Source organism: Lacibacter luteus (assembly GCF_004118265.1).
GTDB classification, from domain to species: domain Bacteria; phylum Bacteroidota; class Bacteroidia; order Chitinophagales; family Chitinophagaceae; genus Lacibacter; species Lacibacter luteus.
The window spans coordinates 557,603-572,458 of the sequence record NZ_SDHW01000001.1 but is presented as its reverse complement, the minus strand read 5'-3'; the positions used below and the strand labels follow the sequence as shown (position 1 = coordinate 572,458).

Sequence of the window (14,856 nt, the reverse complement as noted above, 5' to 3'; positions counted from 1 at the left end):
TTAATAGTGGTTTCGGGCTGCAAAACCGAAACCCTTACATTTGTGACCAATAAAAAAACTGAGCATGGAAGGAAATGAAATTTTAGGAATCTTCTTGATTGGCTTACTTGTAATACTGCTGCCTGCTATTGGTTTGTATGGTATGTTTAAAAAAGCAGGTGTTGCTCCATGGGCGGCATTTGTTCCTTTTTACAACACTTGGGTAATGGTAGAGCTTGCCGGTATGAAGAAGTATTGGTTCTTTCTTCAGTTTTTGCCAATAGTAGGTTGGTTTATTTCCATTGCCATCATTATCGATTTTGTAAAAGCATACGGCAAGTTTAAGTTTTGGGAGCACGCATTAACTGTATTGGCATCACCGCTCTATTTTATTTATTTAGGCTTTAATAAAACAGATAAATACCTCGGTGCAGAGGCCATTACTGCGCATAAAAAATCTACCACACGTGAGTGGGTGGATGCAGCCATTTTTGCTATTGTTGCTGCAGGTTTAATTCGCATGTTTGTTTTTGAAGCGTATGTTATTCCCACGCCTTCAATGGAACGTTCGTTGCTGGTAAACGATTTTCTTTTTGTAAGTAAAACCGCATACGGCACACGTGTACCCAATACACCGTTGGCATTTCCATTGGTACATCATACACTGCCCATTGTTAAAACGAAATCGTATTTAGAGTGGATCAAACTCGATTACAGAAGATGGTTTGCAAAACCCGTTAAGCGTAACGATGTAGTGGTGTTTAATTTGCCTGTAGGCGATACTGTTATTAATGATGAAGAACGTTACGGATCGAAAGTAACTTATTACGATGCGTTGCGCAGCGAGTTCAACGGTAACCGAACTGCGTTATGGGATGCTTATGGCGACATCATCATTACACGGCCTGTTGACAAGCGTGAAAACTTTATTAAGCGTGCAGTGGCTGTTGCAGGCGATACACTTGAAATAAGAAACGGTGTGGTGTTCATTAACGGTAAGCCGGGCGAAACGCCTCCGCATTCCGAAACCAATTATGTACTGAAAACAAAAGGTCAACCTTTAGATTATGCCGCCATTGAAGAAGAATATGGTATTCGTGCCGATGTCGGCGAAGTAAGAGATCTCGGTAATAATCTCTACGAGATCTTTTTAACCAAAGAACAGGTGGCTGTTTTCAGCAAGTTATCATTTGTTGAAACACTTACACCTGTAAACTATGCGTACGAAAAAGATACAAGAGGTATTGGCGGTATTGATGTGTACCCGAATGACAGTGTGTACTGCAAATGGACGATTGATAATTATGGCCCACTGTTCATACCCAAAAGAGGAGCAACTATTCAGCTTACTGTTGAAAATTACAGTCGTTACGAGCGTGTGATACGCACATACGAGCACAACGATTTTGAAATGAAAGATGGCAAGTTCTATGTTAACGGAACGGCTACCGATAAATACACATTTAAACTGGATTATTACTGGTTAATGGGCGATAACCGCCATAATTCACTCGACAGCCGTTACTGGGGTTTTGTGCCCGAAGATCATGTGGTGGGCAAGGCCTCCCTCATTTTCTTTAGCTGGAACAAGGGCCCGAGATGGAACAGGATTTTCCGTTCAATCAAATAATAACTTATATTTGATACCGAGCTTTTATGATGGATCCTCCGACATGTTCGGGGGATTTTTTGTCTTTAACCCTTTCTGAAATCGTAGCCCGGGCAGAAGGATATTGATTAAATGCGGATTAAACTCCGGTATAAACAGGTGACCATGAACAAAAAAGAATACCAGTTTGATTACGAGGTGTACGAAAGCATCGATGATCTTACAGAAGAAGACAAATGGCTTTTAGACGAAGCAAGAGAAGTAACACAGCATGCCTATGCGCCTTATTCCCGTTTCCAGGTTGGGGCTGTTGCCAAGCTCAATAATGGCGAAATCATTGCCGGCAGCAACCAGGAAAATGCATCGTTCCCGGCGGGATTATGTGCAGAAAGGGTAGTGCTTGCTTCCGTTTCTTCGTTGTATCCTAAAGTGCCGATTGAAACGATAGCTATCAGCTATTTCAACAACAACGGCGAAAGCAATCATCCTATTTCTCCCTGTGGCATTTGCCGGCAGGCATTACAGGAGTTCAGAGAAAAAACAAAGCAACCCATTCGTTTAGTGCTCGGCGGCATGCATGGTAAAGTGTACATCATTCCCGATGCTGCAATGTTGCTGCCATTATCGTTTACAAGTTCTGATTTGCAGTAACAACACAACTTATTTGCCGAACTCGCTTTTAAGCAATGGCCAGTCGCTGTTGCCTGTGTGTGCCTGTTTCATGAACTGCTTTATTTTTTCTACTACAGCAGGATATTGCGCTGCAAGATTTTTTTCTTCTGATGGGTCTGTATTGAGATCGTACAGCTCAACAGGCGCATCATCCTGTTTATTTACATTCAAACGAACGCCTTTCCATTTGCCCCACAATACTGCCTGGCGGCCATTGTTTTCGTGAAACTCCCAATAGAAATACTCGTGTTGTTTTTGTTTGCTGTTGTTAAGTAAAGTGGGTACAATCGATATGCCATCGATCTTTTCTGTAACGGGAATTTTTGCCAACTCCAGAAAAGTGGGGTACATATCCCATAAGGCAAAAGGCTTTTCAATAACTGCCGGTTTTATTTTCGTTGGCCAGTAGGCAATAAACGGAACACGCATACCACCTTCGTACAAATCTCTTTTAATGCCACGGTAGATACCGTTGCTGTTGAAGAATTCGGGATCGCCGCCATTTTCTCTGTGTGGTCCGTTATCGCTGCTGAAAATGATGAGGGTGTTTTCTTCCAACCCTTTTTCTTTGATTGCTTTTACAATTTCGCCTACATACAAATCTAAACGACCAACCATTGCTGCAAACTGTGCATGCGGATATGGTTCGGGCTGCATATTATGCGGTCTTGTTTTCAATGCTGCACCGGTGAGCGGTTGTTCGTTGAATTTTTGTTTATAGTAATTGTACAAACTATCGTGCGGACCAATTACATCACCATGGGGTAAAGTATAAGACAGATACATGAAGAATGGTTTATTGCCTTGCCGGTTGATGTATTGTACAGCCTGCTGATGAATCAGCGCTGCAGAATAAACAGAGTCGTATTGTTTGTTAATTGAAAGGTCAACTTTGTTATGATTGTTCCATAAATAAGGTGGATAGAAATCATGTGCCAGACTTTGATCGTTATAGCCATAAAATAAAGCAAACCCTTTTTTGTTCGGATCGCCGCTGTTTTGGTTAAAGCCCATTCCCCATTTACCAAACGTAGCGGTTGCATAACCGTTTTGCTGCAAATAATTAGCAAAGGTTTTTGTTGAAGCAGGTAAAGGAGTTTGTCCCTCCGGTTCAAATTGTTTGTTGCCACGAATAGGCGTGTGCCCTGTATGTAAACCTGTCATCAGTGAAGCACGAGAAGGCGCACAAACAGAAGTGCCCGAATAAAACTGTACAAACTTTTTTCCTTTTGCAGCCAATGCATCCAGATTAGGCGTTTCAATTTTTTGCTGACCATAGCAACCCAGTTCGCCATAACCCAAATCATCCGCAAAAATGAAAATGATATTGGGCTTTTTGTTTTGAGCAAAAATTGCAGACGATGCTGTAACGAACAAAAGCAGGAAAAACGAAAAAGTAAGTTTCATTTGATGAATTGCAATAATTGTTTAGTTGGTTAATGTTACTTTCATTAAACCCATTTCATTTTTATTGGTAAACGGAATAATGAAGGTATGATCGCCGGCAGGCTGTACTAATGAAAGCAGAAAATTAAATTGATCGTGAACACGCAATGGCTGCAAGTTCAACTCTCCGTTTTCTCCGGGTGATACAAGCAGTAATCCTTTTTTCCTGGCAGCGAGTTCTTCTATTAATAAAAGATAAGCGGTGTTTTGCAATACAAACTGTGCAAAAGGTGCCGGATGAATTTTGTAATAGCTGCCGGTGTTTTTTACAATGCTGTCTGTTTTTCTTTCAAGATTATTTTTCAGCAAAGTCATAGAAACTGCAGTAGGCATATTCTCATCGTAAACAAACGGATTGAGCCAGTTATCTGTAAATCGCCTTGTTTCATCCATATAGTCAGAGCTGAACTGGTTTGATGGCATTCTTCCACCTCTGCCAAAAGCCCGTTGATCGTATGAAAAGCACATCCATCCTAAAGTCTGTGTTTTTTCTACCATGAATGCAGATGCTGCATTACCCTTAAAAATATTGGGCAAGGTTTGCACAGGGTTTAATTCGTTCAATTTGCTGTTTAACCTTGCCATGAACAGTTCTGGCCTTGCACCTCTGTAGCCAAAAGGTGTTCGCAATAACGAATAAACAAACACACTCGAGTCCGCTGTATTATACCGAAGCGTTGGATTATGATAAACATATTTTCCGCTCTCAAATTGTTTTGAAAACTGGTTGCCTGTTAACAGATCTGTTTTGATGACCATGAGCGTGTTTACTGCGTCCTCATCTCTGCTTGTTTTTAAAACCAGTAATTGTTTTTTTAAAAGCGTTACTTCTTTTAATTCGTCGTATTCAAAATCGAAAGGAAACAGCACTTGTGAAAAAGGAGATACCCCCGCATCCGATTTTGGCTGAACGATTGTTGTTTTTATTTTCTTTTGCTCATTGTGGTACGAGTGAGCTATTAAATAAAGACTGTCGTTGTGATTGAATAACTGAAAAGTGGCCTTGCTTCTGTTCCACAGAGAATCTGCAGGTTTGTTCAACAGGTTTGAAATATCAGTTGCAAGGCCATCTCTGTTTATTCTCATTAAACGGTGAGCGGAAGGTCTGTCGGTATGTGTATATAAAACGTAGTGATCTTTCAGTTGCAGTAAACGTACATCGCAATTTTCCGGAATGCTGATGTTTAATTCTTTCCTGCTTTCCAGTTGCATTTGACTATTGAATACATAAACAACTGGTTTTTTTGCGTAACCGAAGTAAATAAGATGATGAAAGCCATTAACATTTGCCAATAACTTTAGCGTGCCGCCTCCGGGATCTTTGATTGCGCTTTTACTGTATTGCAATTTTTGACCATCGGCAATTTTGCAACAGCAAAGAAAAAATATGATAAGCAGGCGATACATATGTAAACTAAAACGCCGGTTGTTCTTTTAAATTCAGCCGACGTTTTTTTGATGTTGTGTTATCGTTTTTGTTTTATTTCAGTGCTTCGTAAATCTCCACTTCAATAATGCTTAAACGGCCTTTGCTGTTGGCATCATTGCGGGTTACACCATCATCTAATTTTTTACCTGATACTTCTGTTGAAGTTTCGCCGGTTAAATTACTCGATTTTACTAATTCGATCCGCACTTTACTACCGGTCAAACGTTTGCACGAAATAGTGCAATAACCAAGACCCGTAGTTGTATTGCCGTTGAAAACTTCCTGCCCATCAACCGTTATACGAACAGGGTAGGAGCGTGTACGGAAATTGTTCAGCTTTAGCGTTACTTCACTTACAGTGCCTGGCTTATCCAGTTCGTATTCGATCCATGCAGTTGAAAGCTGTCCATCGTTGAACCAATCGGTCAATTCATTGTCGTCGAAACTTGCAAATGCACTGTCACTTCGTGATCCTGCTATTGCTTTTACAATCGTCAATGCTTTTCTTGTTTGTTTGAAAGATGGCGTTAAAGGAGTTGGTCCACGTTGCAGATTGCCTTTCAACCCATAAGATGGTAATTGTTTGCTGAGACCGTTACTTACCGGAACAGCAGTTGATTGCAGTTGAATACTTGCAGGGCTTAACCCATCTGCAGTTGCAATAAGTTGAATGGTTCCTGCTTTTGTTGTGCTGCGTATGAGTACTCTGTTTACACCACATTCAACAGGAATTTGTTTGGATAGAATGTAGTTGTCGGGCCCCTGTGCCATGCCGCCTCTCCATTCTGCTTCACCTTCCAGTTTAAAATTGATCGTGTTGAACGCAAGCGGACAACGTTGCCCTTTTGCATCAATAACTTCCACTTCAACCAATGCAAGATCATGTCCATTGGCCTGCATACCTTTTGGATGTGTAATTGATTTCAGGCGCAAAGCAACAGGCTTGCCTGCAGTTGTTTTTTGTGTTGAGCAGAGTTGTTTGCCATTTACATCGTAACCAATGGCTTTGATTATACCTGTCTGCCATTTCACTTGTTTGAAGGTAAACTGGAAACGGTTACTTTGCTCACCAAAACCTAACGACTTACCGTTTACAAACAATTCAACTTTATCTGCAGATGAAATCACAAACAGATCTTTCACTGTAGTGTCGCTGTAATTCCAATGACCAATGATGTGAATGCGTGGCTTCTCCACATCAACCCAGCCATCCCACATTACCTGGTGAGCATAAAAGTTTTCTTTAATGATGCGTAATGCATCTGTTTCACCACTTCTGCGATAATTTTCTGCACCACGATGATGCGTATTGGTTTCGGAGAATACAATGTTTACACCGCCGGAGCTTACACGTTTGCCTGTGCCGGGTCGTTCTTTCCAGTAATCGTACCAGCGTGCAATATTTTCCAACGCATGCGACTCCATATTACGGTTGTAAATTTTTGCAGGCTCACCTTTGTGCAAGGGACCATCTCCATCTTTATGAAAAGGAAATGAATAGTCATCCCAATACTTACGCAAACCTTCATCTCTTGAATATTCCATTGCCCACATGGGTATATGTGCACTCTTGTTGATGTATAACATTTCGCCACCATACTCTGCAGTTTTGCTGTCGAGCATTTCCCTGCTGCCGATGGACCTGCCACCGAATGGGTCATATTCGTCACGTATGGCTTTCATTTCAAACATATGCTCTTCGCTGATGCTTTCGTTACCACATTCGTAAAAAATAATGCTTGGATTATTGCGGTTGTAAATGATGGCTTCACGCATAACAGTTTTACGTTGTTCCCAACGTGTGCCGGTAACATCTTTCTCCGCATCACCTGCGGGCATGGCCTGCATTAAACCAACACGATCGCAGCTTTCCACATCCTGCTTCCAGGGTGTGATGTGCATCCAACGTACCAGATTGCCATTGCTTTCAACCATCAGGTTGTTACTGTAATCGCTTAACCATGCAGGTACACTCATGCCAACAGCAGGCCATTCGTTACTTGTGCGTTGTGCATAGCCATGCACCTGTATTACACGGTCGTTGAGCCAGATCATTCCGTCTTTAAATGCTGTTTTGCGGAAACCTGTTTTGGTAACAACAGCATCTGTAATTTTTCCATTGATGAGCAGACTTGTTTCCACATCGTACAAATAACCATAGCCCCAGCTCCAGAAATTAAGATTGGATGTTGCAGCAGAAGCACTGATGGTTTTTGTTTCATTTGCATGAATAATGGTTGCTGCAGATGAAAAAGTTTTCACCACAACACCATTCATGTCTTTTACTGTTACAACATACGCTGCTGTTTGTGCTTTACCCGATTCGTTTTTGATTTCGGATGATGCAACGATTGTTGCTTTTCTGTTCTTTATATCAAAGTCTTTTGCATAAATGTATGTTCCTGTTGTACCAAGATTGTTGTACAAGGGTAATGTTTGATAAACTGTACCTGTTACATGCAGAAACACATTTTTGCTGAGACCTCCATAATTGGCATTGAAGTTTCTGTCGATCCATTGGTACTTGGTGTTGGTTTCTTTTTCACGGTATTCCCAGCTGTTATCGGTACGCACAGCTATTACATTTTCTTCGTTACCGAACTTCAACAGTTTGCTGATGTCGTAACCAAAAGCTGAAACACCGTTTTCGTACAATCCCACATACACACCGTTTACATAAACAGCAGCAGACTGTCGTGCGCCTTCAAATTCAATAAATACTTTTTGATCTTTCGCTGTTGCAGGAAGCTTAAATTTCTTTCTATACCATGCAATGTTGGTTGAAAGATCAACAATGTCTTTCTTAAAAGCATCATCTTCGTTCCAGGCATAGGGGAGTGTAACCTGTTTCCATTTGCTGTCATTATAAGCGGGGGCAACAGCAGCAGAATCGTCGCCAATAAATACTTTCCATTCATGATTGAAATTGTATTTACTGCGTTGTGCAAATGAAAAGAGAGCAGCAATGTTCATTGCTGCTATGAGTAATATCTTTTTCATTCCTTTAAATTATTTCAGTTTGTAAATTTCTGTTCCTGCAAGTAGGAAACAACCTAAGCCGTAGTCTTCAAAATCGGGTGTGCTGGTATAAGTAACAGGTTGGCCGTCTTTTGGTTCTTTACCGGTACCTTGTACATAACCCAGTTTACCATCTGTATGTACTGCTTCTTTGCACATGGCACTCCATGCTTTTGCAATAGAAGGCTGGTATGTTTTTTTATCGAGGATGCCGTTGTTGATACCCCATGCAAAACCATAGATGAACAGTGATGTACCAGATACTTCTTTACCTCCAAAATGGTTGGCATCATTCAAACTTACATTCCAATAACCATCGGTACGTTGCAATGGAAGTAAAGCAGCACACATGTCTTTATAGTCCTGCAGGTATTCGTTATAATGTGGGTCGGTTTTTGGTAAGGCTTCCAATGTTTTTACCAATGCGGCAACAACCCAGCCATTGCCACGGCTCCAATAACAATCATCGCCATTTGGTTCTTTATAAGGAGGAACAAAATCTTTATCTCTCCACCATAATTTTTCGGCCTGGTTATACAAACCATTGCCTCCATGTTTATGTTTAGAGAATGCATACATTTCGTACATACGGTCGAAGTAAGCAGTATTGTTATAAAGGTTACCGAGTTTTACAAACACAGGCATCGCCATTTGTAATGCATCAATCCAGTTCCAGTCATCTACTTTCGATGTCAGCATCATCGAGTCAATAGAAGCTTTAATATCCTTTACACGTTCGGGATGTTGTTTGTTATCGAGCAAATACATATCGATATATGTTTGACCGCAACATTGGTTATCGGCATTGCGTGTTTTAATGCCACCACGCAAACCCCACTTGTGTTTTTCGCCCCATTGCAATGTATAGTCGTAATAAGCTTGTTGTTTATCTATGGCATAAAGCGCCATTAAGCCTTCGTAATAAACAGCTCTTGTCCAGATGTTGCTGGGGCGTTCAATGTTGGTGAAAATAGGCTTACCGGCATCGGGCCATTTGTTCATGAAGTACTGGTTGGTAAGCCTCAGCGTTTTTAGTATCTTTTTTTTGGCAGGTAATTTCTGGGCTGTTGCAGGGTATAAAAATGAGCCTATCAACAGCAGACAAACGATTCTTTTCAGCATAGCAGCAATGTTATTTTAAGAAAGGTCAATGATAGTATATAATGGCAGGAAAGGCATCCTGCTGCATCCTGAAACTGAAACAATTGCATTGAAATTTTACAGTTTATCAGGTTTAATTCCCGATTATCACATCGGGAACGATTGCGTAAATAAATATGGCCCTACAGGACAGGACAGGATACCCTCGCTACGAAATTCTTCTACTTTTAAAATCTAAACCTTTTAACAAGCTGCTATATGAAAGAAAAAAAATGGATACGCTCCAGCGTATTGCTATTGCTGTCATGTCTATTAGTCTCCGCTTCTTTTTCACAAAACACATTTAAAGTTTCCGGTAAAGTATCTGATGATGCAGGTAAACCTGTGTCGGGTGCAAGTGTGTTGGTGAAGGGAACTACTGTAGGCACAACAACCGGAGCCGATGGTGGATTTGAATTAAATGCTCCCTCCGGTAAATCGGTACTGGTTATTTCGTCTGTAGGTTATACAGATCAGGAAATTGAAATCAACAACAGAAACACAATTAATGTAACACTTGCTTCAGGCGCATCAACGCTTGAAGATGTGGTTGTAATTGGATACGCATCAGTAAAGAAAAAAGATGTAACCGGTTCTGTTTCCGGTATCAATCAAAAAGAAATTCGTTCCAGGCCGGTTGATAATGCTTTGCAGGCAATGCAGGGTAAAGTTGCCGGTGTAGATATTACTTCGAACGAACGCCCCGGTACATTGGGTTCAATTCGTATTCGTGGCGAACGTTCTTTAAACGCTACGAACGATCCTTTATATGTAGTAGATAATATTCCTTTGGCTACCGGTGGTATTGAGTACATCAACCCGAACGATATTGAGTCTATTGATGTTTTGAAAGATGCATCTGCAACCGCTATTTATGGTTCAAGGGGTGCAAATGGTGTTGTTATCGTTACCACAAAGCAAGGTAAGGCAGGTAAAACACAGGTTAACTTTTTCAGTTCTGCAACTTTTGAAACAGTACGTGATTGGGCGCCTATTATGTCTGCTTCAGAATATATCGATTTTCGTCGTTGGGCTGTTTATTACAGTAACCCCACAGGTCGTCCTCGTGGTGACGCTCCTACAATTGCCAATGATCGTGATATTTTTCTGGCAACGTCTGATCCTGACGCCTGGAAAAATATTGCGAAAGGTTGGGCAGGTGGTACCTGGGATGGTACAAAAGTCGGAAATACCGATTGGACCGGTTTGGTTTCTCAAACAGGTATTACAACAGATAATACAATTAGTGTAAGCGGCGGTACAAATAAAATTAAAGCTTACGGTTCTTTTGGTTACTTAAACAACAAAGGAACTTCTATTGGTCAGAAATTTATTCGTTATTCCGGCAAAACAAGCGTAGAAGTGCAAGCTACTGATTGGTTTAGCATGGGTGTTAATTTCAATGTTACATATGGAATTCAGGAATTTGGTCAGTCGAATCTTGTAATTGGGTCTTTTGTTGGATCGCCGGCAACAAGTATTTATAACTCTGCAAGAGGTTTATTTAAATGGGCTGTTCCTTACGATTCTGTAGGAAACAGAATTCTTTACCCAGGTGGCGACGTTGCCATCAAAACAGTTATTGGCGAAGAGAAATATACTCAAGATCAACGTGCAACATTACGTGCATTTGGTAGCATGAATGCACAGCTTGATTTTGGAAAAATTCATCCCGCATTAAAAGGCTTAAAATATCGCTTCAATTTTGGACCTGATTTTTCTAATTATTCGAACGGTGTATACATTGATGGTCAATCTGCAGCAAGCAGCGGTATAAATGGTGCATCTCTACAGGAAGCAAAAACTTATTCCTGGACTTTGGATAACCTGATTTACTACAACAGAGAAATTAAGAAACATAATTTCGGTGTTACTTTATTACAAAGTGCAACAAAGTATGTGGCAAGTCCTGTAAACAGAGTTGTGGGTACCGGTATTCCTTTTGCAGCACAAAAATGGTATGAACTTAACAGCAGTGTACTCCCTTCAACAAATCTTACAATAAACCGTGTTACACCATTACAAGAGAGCCAGCTATCAAGTTACATGGCTCGTGTAAACTATGGTTTTGATGAACGTTATTTATTGACTGCATCTTTACGTTACGATGCGGCATCTCAACTTGGCGAAGGATATAAAGGAGATTTCTTTCCAAGTGCTGCACTTGCCTGGCGTTTAAGCCGTGAAAACTTTATGCAGAATGTTGCATTTGTTAATGATTTGAAATTTAGAGTAGGTGTGGGTGTTACAGGTAACTCAGCAATTGGGCCTTATCAAACTTTAACATACGGCGTACCTTATTTCTATGCAAATGGTGGCAGTGTAATACCTGCTTCACTTCCAACAACACAATTGGGTAATCCTAATTTAAGATGGGAAAAAACAGCACAGTATAATGTTGGTATTGATTTCAGTATTTTAAAGAACAGAATTTCGGGTGTAATTGATGTGTATACATCTAAAACAAAAGATCTGATTTTCCCGCAACGTTTGCCAACTGTTACAGGTTATTCAACTACGCTTACCAATCTTGGTCAAACTTCAAACAGAGGTGTTGATGTAAATATTAATACGGTAAACATTTCTGAAAAGAATTTCCAATGGACAAGTGGTCTTAATGTAAGCTTTCAAAAAGATCGTATTGATGAAGGCGCAAATGGTAAACAAGATGATATCTTAAACAACTACTTTATTGGTCAGCCAATACGTGTTATTTATGGATTTTCATCAAATGGTATGTGGCAATACTCCGACACGGCAACTTTAAAAAAGTTTGCAGCAAATGGTAACACATTTACACCTGGCCAGGTAAAACCAAATGATTTAAATGGTGATAATAAAATTGATGCAAATAACGATCGTGGTATAATCGGTAATACAAGACCACAGTGGGTAGTGGGATTAACAAACTCATTTTCTTACAAAGGAGTTGAATTGTCTTTCTTTATCTATGGTCGTTTAAAGTACTGGTATAATACTGGTGGTGAAGCGCAAACAGCTCGTGGTAATCAGCGTCAGATTGATTATTGGACTGAAAACAATCAAGATGCTGAATATCAAAAACCATTTTACTCAGTAGGTTCGGGCGACAACTATTCCGGCGCACTGGGTTATAAAAAAGGTTCATTCATTAAAGTTCGTAATGTTTCACTTGCATACAATTTTAATAGTAAAATGATCAAATCGATGCATATGCAAAACCTACGTGTGTACTTCCAGGCTACTAACCCGGCAATGCTGTATTCACAAATTAAGTTTATGGATATGGATGCGGTTTCGATGTTTTCAAATCGTGGATTTACTGTAGGTATTAACGCAGGTTTCTAGATCATTAAATTTTCAACAAAATGAAAAATAGAATATTAAATATAGCATTGGTTAGCGTTCTGGTAATGACGCTGGCTACATCTTGTAAAAAGAGTTTTTTAAATGAAACATTAAAAACATCCAGAGATCTGGAGTTTTATAAAACAGATGCCGGTATTCAGCAGTTGGTTAATGGTGCATATCACCAGGTATTTGCCACTCAGTTTAACGGCGAAATGGCCTTTTCCAATATGTGTTACGGTACAGATGAGTTTCGTGTAGGTGGAGACCCATCAAACGGTATGTATAATTCTTATGGTAACACTTTTGGCTCATTCGTAACACCAAACAACGGTAATACGGTGGCTGCTGAAGCACAGTGGGATAATTTATACATTGGTATTGGTCAAGCTAACATTATCATTCAAAATGCAACAGCCAGTGCATCTACAGCTGATGCAATTAAGAAAACAGCTTTAGGCGAAGGTTACTTTTTAAGAGCTTATAACTATTTACGTTTAGTAAGCCAGTATGGTGCAGTTCCTTTACAAACTTCACCAATTACAACTGTAAACCTGGAATTTACCCGTGCTAATCCTAAAGAAGTGTACGATTTAATTATTGCTGATTTTACACAGGCTTATAATTTATTAACGAATACCGGCTCTCCGGCAAGAATAACAAAAGATGCTGCAGCACATTTTCTTGCAAAAGCTTATTTGAGTCGTACAAGTGAAATTAATGATTCGTGGAATGGATCAACAAAAGCAGCCGATTTAGCAGCGATTATACCTTTGTGTGATGCCGTAATTGCAAATCATGCACTGGCTCCAAACTACGGAGATCTATGGCGTTATACATCTCCAAATAGTGCAAATGAAAATCTGCGTGAAGTTATTTTGTCAGCTCAGTTTACATCGGATTTAACGGCAAGCGGCCAAAATACACAGCATTTGTATTATGTATCACGTTATGAAGATATCGCTCAAATGCAGCGTGATTTAAGTGGTGATCGTCCATTCAGCCGTTTATCTCCAACATTCTTTATGTATCGCATTTACGATATGCAAAACGATTCACGTTTCTGGAAAACTTTCAGAACAAAGCATAAGGTAAATGCTAATGCACCAACCAGTGGTTATGTACAGGGTGATTTGGGTATTATGTATGTAATTAATCAGCCCGGCGATACTCGTTTTTCTGCAAACCTGTTAAACAATTCTGTTACTTACAGCGGCACGGGAAAAACCATTCCGCATGTTTATGTAGCGTATAAAAATGGTGTTACAGCAGATGGCGGCTGGAACGATACCCGTCGTTTTCCATCGCTGAGTAAGTTTATGGATGGTTCACGTACAGCCGGCTTTAACGATGTAAGAGGTTTACGTGATATTACATTGGCACGTTCTGCTGAAACATACCTGATTGCTGCAGAAGCAAAAATTCGCCAGGCAAAAGCCGGTGTTGGTACCTATGCTGATGCATTAGTATATATTAATCCTCTGCGTGTAAGAGCACAGTATGCAAACGGCGAAAATCGCTCGGTATATTATGATGGTGGTGCAGCGCCCAGCAGTGTTCCGCAATCAATTCCTCCGTCATTCTTTCCTGAAAACTCTTACTACGAATCAAACAATATTCCGGTTACAACCGCAGCTTCTGCAAGTTTAACAGTTACAAACGTTGCTGCATTACCTGCAGCAGATGAATACATTATTACCTTGTTGGGCTATTCTGCTGCATACGACAGGATGCTTTGTTTCCTGTTGAACGAACGCTCACGTGAGCTTGCAGGCGAATATTTACGCTGGCAGGATTTGTCTCGTACAAAAACATTAATTGCCCGTGCAAAAGCATTTAACCCCGATGCTGCACCCAATATCCAGGATAAACATTTATTACGCCCTATACCGCAAACATTCCTTGATGGTATACAAATGGGAGGTTTAGCTTTAACTGCCGCACAAAAGCAGGCAATGCAAAATCCCGGTTACTAAGGACGACTTAAAATAATCAAAAAGGGCTGCCCAACAGGCAGCCCTTTTTGTATCGAAATCCGTTTTCGACATCGATTGCGTAAAAAGCAGGAATTACTCAGGATGGCACATGACGGTTAAATGCAGTGTGTGCAATAATTTGGTGCTGTTAACGGTAATATAATATTTGCCAATAACTGCTGATTGAAAAAGATTGCTGCTGTATGACCCAATTGCATAAACTGCTATGCTTTGTAGAAAAAAACTGTTTTGCCACAGAT

Annotated in this window: 8 protein-coding genes; 4 read left to right on the top strand and 4 right to left on the bottom strand. The window is 40.3% G+C overall.

All coding sequences use genetic code 11. The annotated features are described in order from the left end of the window. The first annotated feature begins 64 nt into the window (after nucleotides 1-64). Together ESA94_RS02020 and ESA94_RS02015 are read left to right on the top strand one after the other, a co-directional pair. Nucleotides 65-1,609: a S26 family signal peptidase gene (locus tag ESA94_RS02020; RefSeq protein WP_129129185.1), complete on the top strand. Its 1,545-nt coding sequence runs from the start codon at nucleotides 65-67 to the stop codon at nucleotides 1,607-1,609. A gap of 144 nt (nucleotides 1,610-1,753) precedes the next feature. Continuing rightward, nucleotides 1,754-2,239: a cytidine deaminase gene (locus ESA94_RS02015; RefSeq protein ID WP_129129184.1), complete on the top strand. Its 486-nt coding sequence runs from the start codon at nucleotides 1,754-1,756 to the stop codon at nucleotides 2,237-2,239. A gap of 9 nt (nucleotides 2,240-2,248) precedes the next feature. On the opposite strand, the gene ESA94_RS02010 is transcribed toward ESA94_RS02015, so the two are convergent. From ESA94_RS02010 to ESA94_RS01995, 4 genes are all read right to left on the bottom strand, one after another. Further along, nucleotides 2,249-3,667 (bottom strand): arylsulfatase, encoded by a 1,419-nt coding sequence (locus tag ESA94_RS02010; protein ID WP_129129183.1) that lies wholly within the window; start codon nucleotides 3,665-3,667, stop codon nucleotides 2,249-2,251. A gap of 21 nt (nucleotides 3,668-3,688) precedes the next feature. Beyond that, on the bottom strand, nucleotides 3,689-5,053 hold the full coding sequence (locus ESA94_RS02005) for a hypothetical protein (RefSeq protein ID WP_129129182.1): 1,365 nt from the start codon (nucleotides 5,051-5,053) through the stop codon (nucleotides 3,689-3,691). A gap of 133 nt (nucleotides 5,054-5,186) precedes the next feature. Then, nucleotides 5,187-8,135 carry a glycoside hydrolase family 2 protein gene (locus tag ESA94_RS02000; RefSeq protein ID WP_129129181.1) on the bottom strand — a complete coding sequence of 983 codons (2,949 nt, stop codon included), beginning with the start codon at nucleotides 8,133-8,135 and terminating at the stop codon, nucleotides 5,187-5,189. A gap of 9 nt (nucleotides 8,136-8,144) precedes the next feature. Next, the gene (locus ESA94_RS01995) at nucleotides 8,145-9,155 is read right to left on the bottom strand and encodes a glycoside hydrolase family 88/105 protein (RefSeq protein WP_240670963.1); all 1,011 of its coding nucleotides are present in this window, start codon (nucleotides 9,153-9,155) and stop codon (nucleotides 8,145-8,147) included. A gap of 357 nt (nucleotides 9,156-9,512) precedes the next feature. On the opposite strand from ESA94_RS01995, the gene ESA94_RS01990 reads away from it, so the two are divergent. Both ESA94_RS01990 and ESA94_RS01985 read left to right on the top strand, forming a co-directional pair. Then, nucleotides 9,513-12,620, top strand: coding sequence for a SusC/RagA family TonB-linked outer membrane protein (locus tag ESA94_RS01990; protein ID WP_129129179.1), 3,108 nt, complete (start codon nucleotides 9,513-9,515; stop codon nucleotides 12,618-12,620). Between the two features lie 20 nt (nucleotides 12,621-12,640). Then, on the top strand, nucleotides 12,641-14,596 hold the full coding sequence (locus ESA94_RS01985; protein WP_129129178.1) for a RagB/SusD family nutrient uptake outer membrane protein: 1,956 nt from the start codon (nucleotides 12,641-12,643) through the stop codon (nucleotides 14,594-14,596). Nucleotides 14,597-14,856: the final 260 nt, after the last annotated feature.